General features: G+C 53.3%; 15 protein-coding genes and 1 pseudogene. 2 read left to right on the top strand and 14 right to left on the bottom strand.

Going from position 1 to position 18,077, the window contains the following annotated elements:
* Nucleotides 1–19: 19 nt before the first annotated feature.
* The 11 genes from ACX9GU_RS13595 to acpS form a co-directional block, all read right to left on the bottom strand.
* Nucleotides 20–1,345 carry an ABC transporter permease gene (locus ACX9GU_RS13595; protein ID WP_473191863.1) on the bottom strand — a complete coding sequence of 442 codons (1,326 nt, stop codon included), beginning with the start codon at nucleotides 1,343–1,345 and terminating at the stop codon, nucleotides 20–22.
* Nucleotides 1,342–2,004, bottom strand: a complete 663-nt coding sequence (locus tag ACX9GU_RS13590; protein ID WP_473191862.1) for a hypothetical protein — start codon at nucleotides 2,002–2,004, stop codon at nucleotides 1,342–1,344. The genes ACX9GU_RS13595 and ACX9GU_RS13590 overlap by 4 nt, the downstream gene beginning before the upstream one ends.
* Nucleotides 1,985–2,698 carry an ABC transporter ATP-binding protein gene (locus ACX9GU_RS13585; protein WP_473191861.1) on the bottom strand — a complete coding sequence of 238 codons (714 nt, stop codon included), beginning with the start codon at nucleotides 2,696–2,698 and terminating at the stop codon, nucleotides 1,985–1,987. Before ACX9GU_RS13585 ends, ACX9GU_RS13590 begins: the two co-directional genes overlap by 20 nt.
* Nucleotides 2,695–3,774 carry an ATP-binding protein gene (locus ACX9GU_RS13580; protein WP_473191860.1) on the bottom strand — a complete coding sequence of 360 codons (1,080 nt, stop codon included), beginning with the start codon at nucleotides 3,772–3,774 and terminating at the stop codon, nucleotides 2,695–2,697. The genes ACX9GU_RS13585 and ACX9GU_RS13580 overlap by 4 nt, the downstream gene beginning before the upstream one ends.
* A complete protein-coding gene (locus tag ACX9GU_RS13575; RefSeq protein WP_473191859.1) occupies nucleotides 3,761–4,996 on the bottom strand; it encodes a beta-ketoacyl synthase N-terminal-like domain-containing protein in 1,236 nt (411 codons plus the stop codon). The genes ACX9GU_RS13580 and ACX9GU_RS13575 overlap by 14 nt, the downstream gene beginning before the upstream one ends.
* Entirely contained in the window at nucleotides 4,993–7,551 is a 2,559-nt protein-coding gene (locus ACX9GU_RS13570) for a beta-ketoacyl synthase N-terminal-like domain-containing protein (RefSeq protein WP_473191858.1), read from the bottom strand. Before ACX9GU_RS13570 ends, ACX9GU_RS13575 begins: the two co-directional genes overlap by 4 nt.
* Before the next feature lie 92 nt (nucleotides 7,552–7,643).
* On the bottom strand, nucleotides 7,644–8,837 hold the full coding sequence (locus ACX9GU_RS13565; protein WP_473195099.1) for an aminomethyl transferase family protein: 1,194 nt from the start codon (nucleotides 8,835–8,837) through the stop codon (nucleotides 7,644–7,646).
* A complete protein-coding gene (locus tag ACX9GU_RS13560) occupies nucleotides 8,834–9,157 on the bottom strand; it encodes an acyl carrier protein (protein WP_473195098.1) in 324 nt (107 codons plus the stop codon). The genes ACX9GU_RS13565 and ACX9GU_RS13560 overlap by 4 nt, the downstream gene beginning before the upstream one ends.
* 21 nt (nucleotides 9,158–9,178) lie before the next feature.
* A complete protein-coding gene (locus ACX9GU_RS13555) occupies nucleotides 9,179–9,766 on the bottom strand; it encodes a 3-hydroxyacyl-ACP dehydratase FabZ family protein (RefSeq protein ID WP_473195097.1) in 588 nt (195 codons plus the stop codon).
* A gap of 16 nt (nucleotides 9,767–9,782) precedes the next feature.
* Nucleotides 9,783–10,538: an SDR family oxidoreductase gene (locus ACX9GU_RS13550; protein WP_473195096.1), complete on the bottom strand. Its 756-nt coding sequence runs from the start codon at nucleotides 10,536–10,538 to the stop codon at nucleotides 9,783–9,785.
* Between the two features lie 21 nt (nucleotides 10,539–10,559).
* Nucleotides 10,560–10,928: a holo-ACP synthase gene (gene acpS, locus ACX9GU_RS13545; protein ID WP_473195095.1), complete on the bottom strand. Its 369-nt coding sequence runs from the start codon at nucleotides 10,926–10,928 to the stop codon at nucleotides 10,560–10,562.
* 880 nt (nucleotides 10,929–11,808) lie between these two features.
* Between acpS and ACX9GU_RS13540 the strand changes: the two genes are divergently transcribed.
* Nucleotides 11,809–12,927, top strand: a complete 1,119-nt coding sequence (locus ACX9GU_RS13540; RefSeq protein WP_473195094.1) for an OmpA family protein — start codon at nucleotides 11,809–11,811, stop codon at nucleotides 12,925–12,927.
* Nucleotides 12,928–13,124: 197 nt separating this feature from the next.
* Here ACX9GU_RS13540 and ACX9GU_RS13535 read toward each other — a convergent pair whose 3' ends face one another.
* Nucleotides 13,125–14,876, bottom strand: coding sequence for a penicillin-binding transpeptidase domain-containing protein (locus ACX9GU_RS13535; protein ID WP_473195093.1), 1,752 nt, complete (start codon nucleotides 14,874–14,876; stop codon nucleotides 13,125–13,127).
* Between the two features lie 101 nt (nucleotides 14,877–14,977).
* Entirely contained in the window at nucleotides 14,978–16,903 is a 1,926-nt protein-coding gene (mrdA, locus tag ACX9GU_RS13530; protein ID WP_473195092.1) for a penicillin-binding protein 2, read from the bottom strand.
* Between the two features lie 292 nt (nucleotides 16,904–17,195).
* Here mrdA and ACX9GU_RS13525 point away from each other — a divergent pair, with 292 nt between their 5' ends.
* Nucleotides 17,196–17,477 carry a YjcB family protein gene (locus tag ACX9GU_RS13525; RefSeq protein WP_473195091.1) on the top strand — a complete coding sequence of 94 codons (282 nt, stop codon included), beginning with the start codon at nucleotides 17,196–17,198 and terminating at the stop codon, nucleotides 17,475–17,477.
* A 151-nt stretch (nucleotides 17,478–17,628) separates the two neighbouring features.
* Here ACX9GU_RS13525 and ACX9GU_RS13520 read toward each other — a convergent pair.
* Nucleotides 17,629–17,822 (bottom strand): annotated as a pseudogene (locus ACX9GU_RS13520) (Tn3 family transposase); the annotation flags it as partial.
* Between the last annotated feature and the right edge of the window lie 255 nt (nucleotides 17,823–18,077).

The following is an 18,077-nucleotide window of genomic DNA, read 5'->3' as shown; positions in this document are numbered from 1 at the left end:
CTCTTCTCTCCCTGAGGGTTTAAACAAAGCGGAATGCTTGCGCTATAACCAATTTCGATGCCCGGCGTGCCGGGATAATGGACGCTATCAATGCGGTCACCAGCGGCAACGCACAGGAGAACCAGAACAGATTGAAGTCCTGATCCCACAGCACAAAGGCCAGATAGCCCTGGGTATAACCAGGCGAAGGCGGCATCGGTATGCCGTTGATATTGATCAGTGCAGCGATAAGCATGCCGAAGCTGACGCTCAGCGCCGAGCCAATAATGCCAATGATGATCCCTTCCAACACAAACAGGCGGCCAATATAGGATTGGTTTAGGCCCAGTGCGCGCAGCGTGGCGATTTCCCGCGTACGCTCAATGACATTCATCATCAACGTGTTGCCGATCATGAACACCACGATGACGCTGACGATGGATTTGATAAACAGGAAGATCCCTTCAAACAGGTTCACCACCTGATGATAGAAAATGGCTAACTCATCCCAGGAGCGCGCTTCCAGCTTGAACTGATGCTGTTCAATCAGCTGATTGATCCGCGCCAGCACTTCCTCGGTTTGGTTGGTGTCCTGCAGCATGATGATGATTTTACTGACATCCTGGGTCTGCAACAGACGCTGGGCCGTGTGCAGCGGCATCTTGATCGCCGTATCGTCGTATTCTTTGATGCCGGACTGGAAGACGCCGCGTACCTGAGAAGACATGGCGTTTTGCCCACCTTGCGGGTTGACCACCAACATGTCGATCCAGTCGCCATAGCCCGCCGACAAGGCATTGGCGATACCAGAACCCATGGTGATGTCCTGCTGTTCAACCCGCGACAGGTCGCTACCAGAAATGATTTTATCCAGCGAGCCCAGCACCAACGAGGTTAGAGGTTCGATCCCCACGCCGGTAAAGAAGGTGGAAGCTCCCTTGTCATACTGGGAAATGATGCCGGTAAACGCCAGTTGCCCAGTAATGGTGGCGATCTTCGGGGCAATCACCGGATCGGCCTGCAGGAGCTGCTTCACCTCATCGTAGTTATCGATGGTGTACTGCAGTGAATTGTTGGCCCCGCTGCTGAGGTAGCCTTGCTGATAAAGTTGAATATGCCCCAGGTTGGTACGGATGGTTTGTTCACGCAGCGCCCAGAACGAGTAATCGACAACCCCGCCAAAGATAAACACCGCCACCCCGCCCAGGGTGATCGCCAGTAGCGTCACCCCGGAACGACGGCGCTGGCGAAACAGGTTGAGGAAGGTATAACGGATATCGGTAGGTTTACGGATCGCCGTCACGATCACCACCAACAAGGCGTAAATGATAATCATGTTGGCAACCCAGAACAGGATATTCATCATATTGGCACCTCCGTCAGCGGCTGGATGATGGCGTTCAGTTCAGCAGGCGTCCATTCAGGTGCCGTGCTGTGCTCGGACAGCCGTTTCCCCTCTGCGCCCTGCTGTGCCAACGACGCCCAGGCTGCCTTGGCATCGGCCACACGCTGGCAACTGGCCAGCGCATGCGCGGACATCAGCGTGATCATCGGTTTCAAATCAGCGGGCACCGCCGGGTTCTGCTGCAAATAATCCAGGTCTTTCAAGGCCACGACGCAACGGCCATGGCTGGCTGGAACAAATGCATCCATCCGCACACGCAGAAAGCGCATCTGCCAGTCGTTCTCTTCGCTTTCCGCCGCTTCATCAATGTAGAAAAAACCCAGTTTTGAAGTTTCTGCCGCACGCATATAATTCTTCTTGGCCAGAAAATCCGTGGCCATAAACAGTTGCGCATAGCCATAAAACATTTTGGCAATGCGACGATCCGGGTGCTGTTGATACAAGGCTTGTAACCGGCTGGCCGCACCGGTCAACGTGCTCATTGGCGCTTTAGAATTAACCGCCAGGATCGCCTGTAAGCTGGGGTTGTCCTGCGCTTCCTGCACACCAGCGGCCTGCGACAGCCCACTGACCAACACCAATAAAGTGACAGCGTAACGCTTAAGCGATAACAACATCATTTTCCAACTCCCCATCCCTGATTTCCAACACCCGTTTGGCCCGATCGCGCAGCGTCAATGAATGGGTGGAAATAACAAACGTGGTTTTCAGTTGCTGATTCATGGTAAGCAGCAGATCGACGACCTCCTGCCCGGTACGAGTATCCAGATTGCCCGTGGGTTCATCGGCAACGATCAAGCGTGGGCGTTTCACTAGCGCACGGGCGATCGCCACGCGCTGCTGCTGCCCGCCGGAAAGCTCACCGGGCGTGCGTTTGTAGTGCGCCGCCAACCCCACTTTTTCGATCATGTCCATCACCTGGTCTTGCGCCACGCGGCGGCTGAAGCCGTTAAGCATCAGTGGGTAATAAACGTTATCGAACACGCTCAGTACCGGCAGCAGGTTAAAGAACTGGAATACGAAGCCGATGGCATCAGCACGCAGGCAAGCGGCTTGTTGGTCATTGAGCGTGGAAAGGTCGTTACCCAGCAAATAGACATGGCCGCTGGTGGGATAATCGATACCGCCCATCAGATTGAGCAACGTGCTTTTACCACTGCCGGACGGCCCACATAACGCGATAAACTCGCCGTCATGGATTTCGGTGGTAATCGATCCCAGCGCCACAATGGCACCCGGCCCTTTACCAAAGCGTTTGCCTGCCTGTTGCATCGACACCACAGGCAGAGGTTGTGCAATATGTTGGCTGGTCATGATGTTCCCCGATGATTTGACGGTAATTGACAGGCTTGCGGTATCCAGTTCTCCAGCAACCAGGCTCCGCCCTCACCGTCGAGCACACTCAACAAGCTGTGCCCGGTGATATTGCTTTGCAGTAGATACTGCCAGGCCAAGGCCGGATTCATGCAGCCGCTGTCGCCGTAGAGTTCACTGAGCGAGACGCAAGCCAGATCGGCAGGCAACTGTTCAAACGCTTGCCGTTGCACGGCGCGAAATGACAGTGCCGGCGGTGTTACGCCCAACACGGCCTGGGTATCCCTAGCCAGATAACGCTTACAGTGGTCTGCCAGCTGCAGCGCGCGCCGCTGGGTAGACCCCGACAAGGCTTGATAATCACTCAAATGCAGAACAACGCCCTGGCCTGGTTGCTTCTTGAGGATCAGGCAACCGACCCGCTCAACGCTGAACTGACTGTTGGCGGGGATCGGCCCCCGTTTGCTGGATGAAGGAAAGTGTTCGGCCTCAGAGAAAACCAACACCGGGAAGCTGCGGAATTGGCCACAGATGATGACGTTATCGGCCATATTACTGTTCAGGCAGTCCTGCGCCATCCGCAACGCACTCAGCAAGCCGTTACGCTCACCGCGCAATTTGCAGGTGAAATCCTTGATGCCGTAATCCCGCACGATACCTTTGGGCAGAATATCGACGCTCAACGAGTCTCGCCAGCTGTTGACCCCTTCAAATACCGATGCTTCCCCCCAGGAATCACAATAAATCAACGCATTACGCTCATTGCGCAGGCGAAACTCACCCTTGCTCCCCAACTGTGCCACCGCCTGAGCACAGGCCGCACTCATGTCGTTCAGCCAGCCACGATAATTGGCTTTACGCAGCGCCTCTTCAGGCAGTATTTCACCGTCAATGCCGAAACGACGGAACAACCATTGGTCGCTGCCCGCTTTGGCATTGGCTTTTTTATGCAACCAGGCTTCCCACACGTTGTACCAGCTAGGAAAAAACCGTTGCATCGGCGTGCAGGGTTCCAGCAGGGAAAACCCCACCAGATTGATGGCCGCCGCCGGTATCACTTGTTTAACCGTGTTCATCAGCGTCCTCTCTGTTAGCGGAGATCACCATGGCGATGGCCGAACCATCGAGCCCGATGCCAGACTTGAGGATGTGCTGCCGTTTCAGTGCCAACGGTGGGCTATCAGCATGAACATGAATTTGCAGACTGTCGTTAATCGGGTAACGCGTGGTCAGCGCCAGCAGACGACGTTGTTGTAGTGCATCCGCCGCCAGCATCAGGTCCAGCAAACCACAGCAGCTCTCCATGTAACCGACCTGTCCCTTGTAACTGACCACCGGAACCCCGCATTTCCCCCAGACTTTTTGCAGCGCCATGTCTTCTGCCTTGTCGCTGGCGATCACCCCATTGGCATGAGGGAAAACGCAGGCGATATCTTGCGCGGTGAGCCCGGCTTCCAGCAGTGCACGCTCAAACGTCTGGGCAATGGTGCGGAAATCCGCCGTGAAGGAACTGCTGCCCCTGGCACCGCTGCTCTGGCAAAACACTGAGCTGCGCAAATTGACGGGCGCAGTAAAGCTGCGTTGACGAGCGTGTTGCTCGCTTTCAACGATCAACGCTACGACACCGTTGGTGGGTAGAATGCAGCTATTATGGCTGCTAAACGGTTGTGAACCCTCTTCCCCCAGCATGTCCTGGCCGCCCAGGAAGACAATGTCCTGCGTCAGCGTTTCAAACCAGCCAACGACCAGCACCAAATCAACCTCATTGGCAGCAATGGCCGAGTGGGCCAAATGGACCGCTGCTAAAGAAGAGTTACTGGCGCAATAAAGCGAAACCGGTGGCCAACTAAGCTGATAGCTCTGCGTCAGCTGTCGCGCCAGCCGATCCTGACCGTAACTCTTGGCATGCAGCCGTTTGATTTTTGGCAATAACCGCAGTTCTTCCTGATCGTTACGCTCTTGATACCCCATAAAATCAGCAATGTCGGGCCGTTCACCATGGCCTACCAGATAAACCCGAACCCGCTTGCCCTGCAATTGATCCGTTGTCATCCCAGCTCCGACAAGCGCCTGATTGATCACCGGCTGCAGGCGGGTCAATATCGTACCGGCCGGCTGAGGGTCAGCAACATGGTGCGGGTTGCAACTCAAACGCAGATCCTGCCATTCGCTTTCGGTGGCGAACCAGGGCTGTGTGCTGGACAACCTGCTTTCGCTCAGCCCCTTGATCAGCGCCGGAAAATCCGGCGCATAAGCACTGGTGACGCCCCAACCACTCAGGACGACATTCTGGATCACGCCATACTCCTCAGCACCACGGCATAGTGATTGCCGCCTTCCGTTGCACCGAGCACCAGAGCGTTACGGACGGTTTTCTTCAGCGGTTGGGTGACAAAGGCGATATCCTCCGCACAGAAGTTTTCGGTGTAAGGGATCGGCAGGATTTCACCCCGCTTCATAATCTCCGTGACCACCGCGATATTGAGGATACCGACGCAGGACTCCACCAGGCCAAACCAGGCGTTGTAGTTAACAAACGGCAGGTTACGGCGAGCTTCACCGAAGGCGCTACGGATCGCCCCAATCTCAACGGCATCACGGGCGGCGGTACCATCACTGGTGCCACAAATCAGATCCACCTCTTCCGGTTCCATGTCGGCTTCGTGCAATGCCTGACGAATGGCCACCGCCATGGACTCGATGCGGGCTGGCATATCATCCTTGGCAAAGTAACAGCCATCGCTGGATTTGCCATAGCCGACAATTTCGGCGTGAATGTGGGCCCCACGATCCTGTGCATGCTGTAAATCTTCAATCAGCAGCATGCCCGCACCTTCACCTGGGATATAGCCTGAGCCGCAGTTGCTGTAGATCTGGAAATCAGCCGGGTCGCGTGTCAGCAGCAGATCGCTGTTCAGTGCCTGCAGGCAGATGACGAAGGTGTTCATATTTTCATCCGCCCCCCCTACAATCATCTGCGTTTGCAGATCCTGGCGGACCAACTCGTAGCCGTAAGTCAATGCGCCCAATCCGGCATTGATACCTGTGGCCAGCGAGGTGTTATAGCCCTTGATCCCTTCGGAAATGGAACAGAAAGTTGAAATGGCATTCATCAGCGCACCTGGAAATTCAGAGGTCCGCACTTTGGTTGGGTCTGGGAACAGGCTTTGCAGGTAACGATCCACCGTCGAATGCGGCCCTTTGGACATGCCAAGGATCATGCCGATTGTCTGGCCATCCCGTTTGATCTTGCGCCCGGCGTCGTTCATGGCTTGGGTAAGAGCCAGTAACGCAAAGGTACTGATGGTATTGGCTTTACGCGGATCAAAGCGGCGTAGTGTCTTACGGGCATCCAACCCTTGCACCTGATGCACCCCGCCCGGTTTGTTCAGCTCATATTCCACATCCTGTGCACCGAAGCGGTTACTCATGTAGTTAGCCACACCCTGGTTTTTCAACATGACATTGAGTAATTCACGAAATCCATGGCGTGTATCGTCATCGAGCTCCGGTGAGAAAAGTTGTGACAGTAGCTCCTGCGCCCACATTTTTTCCAGCATGCTTTGCAAGGTGTGGCCCACGGAGCTGACCGCTCCCATGCCGGTGATCGCGACGCGTTTGGGTTGATAATGCGTTACCGGACTCTGCTCTGGCTTGACGCTGGCAATCACACAGCAGTTGTTACCGCCAAAGGCATAGTTGTTCTTCATGAACATCTTGACTTCGGCTTCCTGGAACTCGTTGGGCACGTAGTTGAGATCGCAGTTTGCGCGCGGCGTAGTGAAGTTGAGCGTTGGCAGGATCTTGTTTTCCGGCAAGGTCAGGAAGCAGGCGGTCAGCTCAATGATCCCGGCGGCGCCGATGTTGTGTCCCACATAAGCCTTGGTTGAACTCACCGGAATAGCCATGATATTCGGGAAGACCTTCTTCATGGCCAGCGTTTCGCAGCGATCGTTAGCGTCCGTGCCGGTACCGTGGGCGTTGATATAATCAATATCCTGCGGCCCGATCTCGGCATTCTGCATCGCATGGCGCATCACCTGTACCGCCCCTTCGGCCCGTGGATCTGGGGCTGTCTCGTGATAGGCATCGCAAGAGGTGGCGTAAGAGACCATCTCACCATAGATCGTCGCGCCACGAGCGACGGCATGTTCGTATTCCTCCAGCAACAAAGCGCCAGCACCTTCGCCAACCGACATCCCTGGGGCACCGGAGAACGGGCTGGACGGCGTACGTTTCATGGCATGGAGCGCGTAAAATCCGGCAAAGGTCGGCAGATAGACAGGCTCGGTGCCAACTACCAGCACCGTGGCATTCTTGCCATTCTGGATCAGGTCATAACCAATCCCCATCGCGTTGGTACTGGCCGTACAGGCGGTAGCGACCAGTTCAAAGCCCCCTTTCAGCCCCAGCAGTGAAGAGACAATGGCGCTACAGGAAGCAAAACTGCCGGAGATCATGGCCTTCTTCAACGAGAAGCGCTCCGTCTGGCGTTCGATCAGTGGCATAAAGGGCTCGGTACCGGCAGAGGAAACGCCGATGATCAGCCCGGTTTTATCCCTTAGTTCTCCGCGTGGTAACTGCCCTTGCTGCAAAGCCTCATGGCCAACCTTATAGGCCCACAAAGAAGCATTATCCAATGAGGCAACGATATCAGCAGGGAGATCGGGCCAACTCAGAGGCTGTAATACCTCGGAGGCGTTCGCATCCTCGAACCATTCCAGATACTTTTTGCTGGGCTTGATCCCACAGGTTTTATTCAGCAGTGCCTGTTTGAACTCGGCAACGTTAGTGGCAATGGAAGAGAGGTGACCCATACCGGTGATCACCACTCGTTTACGCGTGACTGTCATAGTGTCTTCCGTGTCAGCAAACCAGAAATCGAATGTGAGTGCGCCATGCTGCCATGGCGCAAAATAACGTGATGCTTTAGGGAGTGTTTGGCTTACTCGCTCTCTTCTCTCAGCTTTTGCCATTCAAGCTGTTGCAGCAAATCGCGTGGGCGCGAGCTGTCGACATAACTGTGTTCAGAAGGATTAATCAGGAAGCTGTAGTTACGTGCGAAAGGCACCGCCGACGTTGTCACCGCCACCGGGCCATTAGCCGTCACCACGTGATAGCCATCAATGTCTGCCCAAGCCCAGGCGTCGGTCAGGAACAAACGGCCCACACAGGCTTGCAGATCTGCCGAATAATCGCAGACGATCACTTCACCGATGCAGTTACCGTCATACATCACTTTGTCGCCACGCTGCGGGATGGCGTCCGGTTTACCGGCAATGCTCATCCCCACGATACGGTGGCTGATGCCCTGCTCTACGCGTTCGCTCACACTTGCCAGGCCGGTGAAAGCGTCTTTGTCGTAACGCACTGCCCACTGCATTTGTAATGCGATCGGGCAGCCGGTGTAGGCGTTGAACATGCCTGGTTCCCAGCAAGGGTTTTCCAGGCGCACTTTCCGGTGGTAGTTCAGCCCGCCGGTACGCATGTCGTACCTTTCGCCAGCCTCCAACATCTGGGTCCAAACATTGGCCAGCAGATCCTGTGGCCCCATCAGTTTGTAAGAGTACTCGCCATGTTTGCCGCTGCGCAGCAGGATCAGATCGTCCTCAACGTGCATGTGTTCCTGGTATGGCAGGCCAATCACGTCCATCCCATAAACTTCGGCCAACAGCTCCCAGGCGTACGGCCCTTCAAAGTGCAACATACCCCACTCTGGCGTCAGCGATTCGATCGAGTCGATATCCTCAAACTCGTCTTCATTGCCTAGCTTGGCACGCAGCATCTCGCACAGCGTTTCACCGCTGACCCACTCCGACAGCAACAGAAAACGTTCGTCATCACAGGCGATATACAGGTCGGTAATGATATTGCCTGCGTCATCGAGGATCAGGCTGTACATGGCTTGCTCATCCCGGATCGATGAAACATCTCCGGAAACCAGCTGGTTGAGCAACGACCAAGCGCTGTCGCCGCTGATGGCCGCGATGCCAAAATGGGAGTAGTCGGACAGCAGAATGTGTTGACGTACCGCCTTGTGCTCCTCCTCCTCAGCAAAATAACTCAGGGGAATGGCAACGCCGTTACGCTCCCCCATTACCGCCCCGTTCTGCTGATGAATGTCAGTGAGTTTGGTCATTCCTTGTCCGCCCCTGTTGCTGATCCGTTGGTGGTTTCCCCCAGCCTGGCGATAACAAACGAAGTCAGGGTGTTGACGCTACGCATGTAGGAAGGATCGTCACCTTCTGTCACACGGATGCCGAAAATTTCATCCAGCAACACCACGACCTCGGTGGCATCCACCGAATCCAGCTTCAAGCCGCTACCAAACAGCGGTGTGTCATCGTCAATCTGATTGACTCTCTGATAGAGGTTCAGGCGTTCTATTAGCCCCGTTTTGATTTTCTCCAGCACAGACTGGCGCTGTTCAATCCTTGCAATAAGCGCGATGTTGCTCATAGCGGCATTACTTCCTGTTAGTTAAACGTACATACCTTTGCCTGCAGCCAGAATGCGATCGGTGCGAAAATTGACGATCCGCCCGACGCACGCCACATTCCGGCCAACCCGCGCCTCCACTTCGTAGTGGTGGAATCCGTTCATATCGGCGAACGCCAGGCGGCTGTTGACTTCAATGGTGTCGCCCGGCGCGACCATGCTTTTGTACTTGACGTCCTGAGAGGCCAGCACGCCCAACACGCGCGCCCGCTCGGCTATCACTCGTGCCGTGCCCTCTGGCGTCTGCAGCGCCCGTGATACCTCATCAAATTTCTTCAACGGTTGCTGGGTTTCACGCTCATGCAACTGGCAGAAATCGTTCAGCAAACTCAGGTATTCACTAGACTGGCCGAAGATTTCGGCGATCATCACGCCAGGCATTACCGGGTTGTCTGGAAAATGCCCCGGAATATAGGATTCATTAAAGGTGACGTGCTTGATCACGGTAATCGAGCCCCTTTCTCCCGGTGAAAAGTCCACGATGCGGTCAACCATAAATATCGGTGCACGCCAGGACCCCATTTTCAGCAGCAGATTGGGCTGGACTAAGCTCTTGTTATAATTAGCCATACAACATTCCTGTCGGTTAACGCATCACCAGGCCGCCATCGGCCACCAAAGTCTGACCAACGATATAGCTGGATGCGTCTGAACTTAAGAAAGCCACCACGTTGGCGATCTCGTCGACACGACCAAGACGTTTCAACGCAATAGCGGACATGACGTTGCGCACTATCTGGCGCGGCACTTTTTTCACCATTCTGGATCCAATCATCCCTGGTGCCACGGCATTGACGCGGATCCCCTTCGAGGCCATTTCGCTGGCCAAGGTGCGGGTAAGGCCAATAATGCCAGCCTTGGCAGCGCTATAATTGCTCTGACCAAAGCTGGAGGTGATACCGGATATCGAAGATATATTCACCACCGTTGCATTGCGGGCATGGCGCAATAATGGCAGCAGCCGTTTGGTCATGGTAAAGGTGCCGTACAGATTGACCTTGATAACCTGATCAAACTCTTCATACGTCAGCGCAGAAAATACGTTGTCTTTGTAGATCCCGGCATTATTAATCAGCACATGCACCTCATGAGCCTGTTTCTCAAGCTCATCGGCCAGGCTGGAAACCTCACTGACATCGGCAACATTGCACTGCAGGATATGCAGATTATCACCTTGCGGATGAGAGGTTTTTAATTTTTCCAGACCGCTATTGTCATGATGGTAAATAGCGAAAACCTTAGCCTGTTGTTCAAGATATTTCTCACAAATAGCCAAGCCAATATCACCACTGGCGCCGGTGACAACCACATTCTTACCCCCGATATCGGGATAGTGAGACATAGATACTCCCTTACTTTACAATTAACCCAATGCCGCTGCGGCAATGGCATGTGACTGACAATGAGAAATGCTCAGCGTGGCATGAGTCAATTTTTTTTCCTGCATCAATTTCGCAAATTCACCGCTAAAAAAATAATAAGGGCAGCCCAACTCATCGTGTCTGATTTCGATGTTGTGGAATAGGATCCCCAAACGGAACCCGGTACCAAGAGCCTTCACGGCAGCTTCTTTGGCTGCCCAGAAACCAGCCAGTCGTTCGACGTTTTCGGCCAAATCCCCCAGTGCCTGCTGCTCTGCCGGGGTTAACAAAAGTTGTGCCAACCTATTGCCACTTCGCATTAATGCGGTGTTTACCCGTGCGATCTCAATAATATCCACACCAAGATTCATCCTTTCTGACTCCCATCGTCAAATCCATTGAAGCAGCTTCGTGTGAAAGCGACATAATACGCAAATACGATATGGCAATAATGGCAGTCCCTATAACACAATAAAATTGCAATAGGGAATTGTCTGCATTGCTTAACGAGAATGTTATCGCGAAATGTTTAAAACAATCAATAAAGCCTCAGTAAAAAATATCATCAACAAATAAAATGGAGCATTATTCCAATAATCAAGCATAAATGCAGAATAAAAAACCATAACGCCATTCTAGCTGGTCGGATATATCATTTTTTATTAATTAAACGGGGTTTGTTTTTGCAAGAATAATCCCGCCTATTGGGATTATTCAAAATAACGACAGATTAAATTCAGGTTAATTCAAGAAACAACCTAATTTAAAGTATTTTTACTTTTCATCCTATTTAAAAGATGGCCATTATTAAACTTTCACCCTCGCTGAGGTATCTTGGTGATCGATAAATGTCAGAGGGTTTCTCATCTTGTCCTGTATTGAGTTGGCGCATGATTTTTAAACAGGAAGCGTGTTCAAACAATAATGCTCCGCTGAAATTGAAATTCCGTCCCCAAAAGAGCCACGATCAAACGAACATCACCTTTGGCAAGCCATGGCTTCGGGAGGCGCAGCCTTCCCTTCCGCTTCGCTACTCATTTTTTAATCAATAATCTCTTCGGCTTAGCAGGCCAGTCTGTTACTCTGCACGACAGAGCTGGGGCCCTGGTTCACCAGCAGAATCGGCCACACTATGAAAACAGCCTAATCAGGCTGAAATATCAGACTTATCCATGTTAGTTTCGTAGTTTAACAAGTTGAACTGACCATACTCTGCGGTGCAGAATACGCGCAGATGAAATGGAGGTTCGAATGTACCAGATGGGAAATGTCATTAACCAGCAGATGGCGGCGATCTCGCCCCAGGTGCTGACGGTGTTGGAACAAAAGCTGGTAACGGCTAAAGAAAAGATCGCGCTGTGCCTTAACGGTATGGGTGCCCTGATCCTGCAAAAGACCCGCGACTATCTGCATCGCAATGACAGCTCCCTGCGTTTCCGTCAGTTGGTCGGGCGCACTCCCCCCTTCGAATTGCGCTTTCTGGATGAAGCACTGGGCAAATTCAGCCCAGCATTGCTGACGATGGTGCTTGGCCACAAAGTGAAGCGCCTCACCCAGCTGTTTGTGAGCTTTTATGTGCTGGAAAAACAGGTCGCCGAGCGGCTGTTTTCCGTGGCCTCCGCGGTGGTATTTGGCCTGTTGGGCGAATATCTGCGCCAACGTTCTCTACAATCACCGTCGTTAAAAGGCTGGCTCGAGTGGCAGTTGCCGCAGATTGCCGCAGCCCAACCAACGGCGGTGCTCAACCAGTTGCCCGCGCTTATCCCAGCCGATCCGGCCGTTTCCCGCACCGGATCGCTGGCGCCCCCCAAACGCCGTATCTGGCCGTGGCTAATGCTGGCGCTGCTATTGGTATCGCTGCTGTTCTCACTGCGCGGTTTTAGCGTGTTACAACCCATGCAGGCCAGCGGCCAGAGCGATGTGACCTACCGCCGGTTGGCCGATGGAAAGCAGCTTCTGTTGTCGCAGCGTAGCGTCGAGAACCTGCTGATCACCTATATCGAGAGCAATGCCCCCACTAGCGAAAAACGTTGGTTTACGCTGGATCGCCTGCAGTTTGACACCAACCGCACCGAGTTAACCCCTGCATCACAAGAACAGCTGAGGAACATCGTCGATATTCTGCGTGCTTATCCGGATGTGGAGATCCAACTGGGGGGGTATACCGATAAGTCGGCCAATGAACAGATGGACCGGCGTTTATCGCAGGATCGTGCCGATGCGGTACGCATGGCGTTGGTCAAAATGGGGATTGGGGAAAGCCGTATCAGCGCCGAAGGTTACGGCTCGGCTTACCCCTTGGTGCCTAACGATAGCGAAGCCAATCGAGTCAAAAACCGCAGGATCGATCTGCGGGTAGTTGAGAAGTAATGACCCCTCACCCTAACCCTCTCCCACAGGGAGAGGGGATCGACCGTGCGACATTTTAGCCACAGCATCCGTCCACTACATCAGTTACTGACTAACGCCCGCACCTGAAGCCACGGCCTCCCCAAACCAATGTTAATGATGACCCTGACTTTAATACATGCTACAGATCAACTCCTCTACCTGAGCTCAACTCCGTACTAGCTCCCTCTCCCTGTGGGAGAGGGTTGGGGTGAGGGCTTGGCTACTGCCACCACCTTCAACGGCTGAGCATCCGGCAATATATTCATATGCTCCAGCACCTGGGCCATAATCTTGCCAAATACCGGCCCCGCCACCGAGCCACCAAAGTGTTTGCCTGCCTTGGGGTTATTGACCATCACCACCAGGGCCACCTGCGGATCGCTGGCCGGTGCCACGCCTGCGGTGTAGTTGATATAGCCACCATCGTACTTGCCGTTTGGCCCCATCTTCTCAGCAGTACCCGTCTTGATCGCCAAGCGATAGCCAGGCACTGCGGCACTGAGGCCGCTCCCCCCAGGCAACGCATCGCTCTCCATCATGTGCACCACGGTTTTTACCACCTCGGCGGACATGACTTGCTGCCCCATAACCGGCGGCGTGACTTTAGTGATGGAAAGCGGACGATAAACACCGAATGAACCAATGGTGGCATATTCACGCACCATCTGCAGCGGCGTGACGCGTAAACCATAGCCAAAGGAAAAGGTAGCTCGTTCAATATCGGCCCAGCGCGCGCGGTGAGCGGGCAAATAGCCGCTACTTTCGTTACCAATCCCCAAGTCGGTTGGCCGCCCAAGGCCAAAACTATGATAAACGGCAGGCAACACTGTGGCAGGCAGCGCCAACGCAATATGCGAAACCGCAATATCGCTGGATTTTTGCAGCACGCCGGTAATGGTCAGTTTCGACCAATGGCCCACGTCTTTGATCAGATGACCGTTCACCGTATAAGGCGTAGTATCCAGCACGGTATCTGGCCGGATCAGCTTATGATCCAACCCCACCATCACCACTACCGGTTTAACCGTCGAGCCAGGTTCAAAGCTGTCGCTGCTGCAGACATTATGTATGTCTTTCACCGGCGTATTGGCGTAGTTATTGGGGTTGAAAGAGGGATAGCTGGCCATGCCGAGGATCTCACCGGTATTCACCTTCACCAGCACCGCACAGCCGGAGTCGGCCTGGTTGGCGATCACCCCATCGCGGATCTGGGAAAACAGCACATACTGAATAAATTTGTCGATGCTTAACGTCACGTTCGGTGGCGGCACTGGATCAACGCTTTTGATCACGCCTATAACCGCACCGCTGCCGTCTTTCTGATAGACTCGCAGGCCGTTTTTACCCTGCAACAACGGGTTGAAACCCAGCTCAATGCCTTCCAGCCCCTGGTTATCCTGCCCCACAATGCCAATCAGCCCGGCGGCGTCTTGCCCCATAGGATAGAAACGGCTGAAGTCCTGCTCGGTGCTAACGCCGGTCAGGTGCAGCTTGCTGATATAGGCCGCATTGTCATCCTCCACCTTACGTGCCAGATAGACAAAGCGCTTACGGGCGTTGGCCTGGATCAGGTGCTGAACATCAGCAAGCGGCATTTTCAACACGTTGGCCAAACTCTGCCAGCGCTCGGTGCTGGTATCGGTTTGGGTGGCGAGGATATGTTTGGGATCCAACACGATGTCTTTGGAAGAGACGCTGACCGCCAGCGCAGCATCGTTACGGTCGGTGATCATCGCACGGTTGGTGGGCACCACTTGGGTACGAATGGAACGCTGGTCAGCCTGATCGGCCAACTGTTGGTGTTCCAGCAGCTGTAAATAGCCGACCCGGAACATCAAGAGAAAAAAGCAGACCAAGATGCCCGCGCAAATCCAGCCAAAACGCGCCGTCGAGTAGTTTTTACCGTTTTTCTTGGTTGGAGGAGCCACTGTTAAGCCTACGTTTTTAAACTGATTATTTATCCGCTAAGTCTAACCTGAGTCAGATTGCCAGAAGGTTGCAGTTTGTAAGAAAGTAAAAACAAACGCTTTTAATGTTGCACATCGTCACTGTCGCCCAGCAACGTCTGGCTACCGTCGTTTTCCCCCGGCGCTGGCGCATTGGCCGGGTCGAAAATGTGGTCCAGGATTGCCCTGGCCGTCGGCCCTGCAACTACGCCATCCCCACCCCCGTTTTCCAGAATTAGTGCCATCGCCACCCGCGGGTTTTTATACGGCGCAAACAGGGTGTAGAAAATATGGTCACGCAGGCGTACCGGGATCATTTTGGCATTGTAAGTCTGGTTTTCTTTCAGGCTGAAAACCTGTGAGGTCCCCGATTTGGCCGCTATCTGGTAGGGCGCGGTATGGAACAGCTTATACCCGGTGCCGTTAGGCAGGTTCGCCATGCCATACATACCATTGCGCACGATCCCCCAATACGGCGATTTGGCCTCGCCAATCTGTACGGCCTGCTCTGGTGGCTGGTAGCGTTCGACTTCCCGGCCCCGTTTCATCGAATACAACAGATGCGGCGTTTTCACCCTGCCGCTGTTGATCAGCGTGGTCAGCGCTTTCACCATCTGGATCGGCGTAGCGATCCAATACCCCTGGCCAATACCCACCGAGACGGTATCACCTTGGTACCAGCCTTTCTTGTGTACCCGTTGCTTCCATTCCCTGCTCGGCAGCACGCCGCGATATTCCTCGTTCAGATCGATTCCCGTCGGCTGGCCATAGCCAAACTGGCTGAGCCACTGGTGGATCCGGTCGATCCCCATCTCATAGGCAACCTGATAGAAGAAAGTATCGGCCGATTCCTCGATCGCCTTGGTGACGTTCAGCAGGCCGTGCCCGGTTTTCAACCAGTCGCGATAGCGGCGCTGCGTTCCCGGCAAGGTCCAGGTGGGGGCGCCAAAGAAAGTGGTGGTTGGGGTGATGACACCCGCAAACAGTGCCGATACCGCCATATAAGGTTTTACCGTTGATGCAGGCGGGTATAACCCCTGCGTAACGCGGTTAATCAGCGGTAAATCCGGATTACTGAGCAGCAACTTATAGGCCTGATAGCCAATACCTTTGACGAACGGGTTGGGATCGTAGCTAGGGCTGGAGACCATCGCCAGAATACCTCCGTCGCGCGGATCGGCAACCACCACCGCCGCCCGTTGCCCTTTGAGCAAGCCTTCAATGTACTGTTGCAGGTGCAGATCCAGCGTCAGATAGATATCTTTGCCCGCCTGGGGCGGTTTTTCCTTCAGCAGGCGAACGATACGCCCGTGGTTATCCACCTCCACTTCCTGATAGCCGGTGGTGCCGTGTAACTCTTTCTCGTAATAGGCTTCCAGCCCCTGTTTGCCAATATTGTGGTCGGCCGCATAATTTTGCGCCAGGCCCTGCTGCTCCAGCTTTTTGACGTCGTTATCGTTAATGCGCGAGACATACCCCACCACGTGAGCCAACTGTGCCCCGTAAGGATATTGCCGCTGCTGGTAGGTCTCGATGGTCACACCGTCAAAGCGATACTGGTTTACCGCAAAACGAGCCACCTCGGTTTCACTAAGCCCTGCCTTGAGCGTAACAGGCTTATAACGGCTATTGTGGTGCATATCGTCGCGGAAGGCAGCGATGTCATCCGGCGTCAGATCTACAATGGGCGTCAGGTTTTGCAACAGCGTTGCCATATCGGTAATCTTGCTGGGGGTCACTTCAATCTGATACAGCTGTATGTTGCGCACCAGCGGGATGCCGTTGCGATCGAAGATCAGGCCACGATGGGGGGCAATGGGCAGCATCTTGATGTCGTTTTGATTGGAGCGCGTCTGGTAAAACGCATGCTGTTTAATCTGCAACTGATACAGGTTGAAAACCAGCAAGCCAAAACAGGCGACGACCAGCACCATCGCCACGCAGGCACGGCGAATGAACAACGTTTCTTCGGCGGGATGGTCACGGAATGGATCTTGTAATTGGGCCATGCGCAGAGTCTTACCTGTTTGACTGGGCGAAAAGCCGGCAAGCATAGCGTTAATAATCCAGGTACTACATTAAAAGGTTGCTAATGATTTGGCATAAATGTTTCAACATATTGGAATGTTGCCGGGATTTGTCAGACAGGCCATAACGACTATTGAGCCACCAATTACTCCAATGCTACAATGTGATGCAGATCACACTAATAACCTAAACCACCGTCTATCCAATACGTTTCAGCCCCAAGGTCTGATACCAGGAGCTGGCTGCGGCATTGGTAGCAAAGGATCACCTTCGATGAGTACCATAGCCACTGGCTTTATTATGATGCGCTGGGAATTACTGAGCGCAGTGATGATGTTTCTGGCCAGCCAACTGAATGTGGTGTGCCGCAAGGCCAGCCGTAACGGCATGGCGTTTATGTTCAGCAGCCTCGGGCTGTTCACTAGCTGCTGGTTTGTGATGGGGCTGATGGGCATGTCCTTCAACCTGGCAGGCATTATGCAATTCTGGGCGTCATTTAAGGACGTCTTCATCGATGTCATGAGCCAGAACCCGACCGCCTTCCCTCTGCCATAACCGTTTTTCCTGTCTAGATGGCGCAGTATACTGCGCCCCTACATTGCGGCACACTCGTCCTTTATAGGCTCTATTGTAAAATGGAAAATATTATACGTTACGATATTTTGTACTGAATGACATCAACTCGCCATTGAGGTCGATATTTTCCTTATGCCAGCTTGTTGTTGTTTCTCCAGATATAGCCCCCTCAAGTTAATATCCCCAACGGCGACAGTTTTGCTGGCAATGACTTATTGAGATGAATACCTTTTCGCTTCAGCAGGCTGATGGCTTTTCAATATATACTGTACTCCACAATGTGATCGCTGCGGTAATCAACGTACGTCCGTTGCCGCGGTAAGATTAATCTTTTATCTCGTGAGTCAACTTTCTTCTCACACCCCATTAATTTTCATGAAAAGTCATCGGCACTTTCATTGAAAATGAATGATCCCTCCATGAGTAATTATCACTATGGTTTAGGAAAAAACTTAAGAATTATACCCGAGAACATTCCAATAAATATTCACATGATGAATTTAAATACAAAAAACATTCAAAAAGACAATTGATAACCTTCATTTACTATATTTAAAATTGTAGAGTCACACAACATCA

Source organism: Serratia sp. K1WW1, assembly GCF_055790865.1.
Note: the sequence above shows the minus strand (reverse complement) of the source record. Positions and strands in the feature narration are given on the sequence as shown.

What these genes read in the sequence shown, in the direction of transcription:
- ACX9GU_RS13595 (WP_473191863.1), bottom strand. Translation starts at nt 1,345, where the DNA reads ATGATGAATATCCTGTTCTGGGTTGCCAACATGATTATCATTTACGCC.
- ACX9GU_RS13590 (WP_473191862.1), bottom strand. Translation starts at nt 2,004, where the DNA reads ATGATGTTGTTATCGCTTAAGCGTTACGCTGTCACTTTATTGGTGTTG.
- ACX9GU_RS13585 (WP_473191861.1), bottom strand. Translation starts at nt 2,698, where the DNA reads ATGACCAGCCAACATATTGCACAACCTCTGCCTGTGGTGTCGATGCAA.
- ACX9GU_RS13580 (WP_473191860.1), bottom strand. Translation starts at nt 3,774, where the DNA reads ATGAACACGGTTAAACAAGTGATACCGGCGGCGGCCATCAATCTGGTG.
- ACX9GU_RS13570 (WP_473191858.1), bottom strand. Translation starts at nt 7,551, where the DNA reads ATGACAGTCACGCGTAAACGAGTGGTGATCACCGGTATGGGTCACCTC.
- ACX9GU_RS13565 (WP_473195099.1), bottom strand. Translation starts at nt 8,837, where the DNA reads ATGACCAAACTCACTGACATTCATCAGCAGAACGGGGCGGTAATGGGG.
- ACX9GU_RS13560 (WP_473195098.1), bottom strand. Translation starts at nt 9,157, where the DNA reads ATGAGCAACATCGCGCTTATTGCAAGGATTGAACAGCGCCAGTCTGTG.
- ACX9GU_RS13555 (WP_473195097.1), bottom strand. Translation starts at nt 9,766, where the DNA reads ATGGCTAATTATAACAAGAGCTTAGTCCAGCCCAATCTGCTGCTGAAA.
- ACX9GU_RS13550 (WP_473195096.1), bottom strand. Translation starts at nt 10,538, where the DNA reads ATGTCTCACTATCCCGATATCGGGGGTAAGAATGTGGTTGTCACCGGC.
- acpS (WP_473195095.1), bottom strand. Translation starts at nt 10,928, where the DNA reads ATGAATCTTGGTGTGGATATTATTGAGATCGCACGGGTAAACACCGCA.
- ACX9GU_RS13540 (WP_473195094.1), top strand. Translation starts at nt 11,809, where the DNA reads ATGTACCAGATGGGAAATGTCATTAACCAGCAGATGGCGGCGATCTCG.
- mrdA (WP_473195092.1), bottom strand. Translation starts at nt 16,903, where the DNA reads ATGGCCCAATTACAAGATCCATTCCGTGACCATCCCGCCGAAGAAACG.
- ACX9GU_RS13525 (WP_473195091.1), top strand. Translation starts at nt 17,196, where the DNA reads ATGAGTACCATAGCCACTGGCTTTATTATGATGCGCTGGGAATTACTG.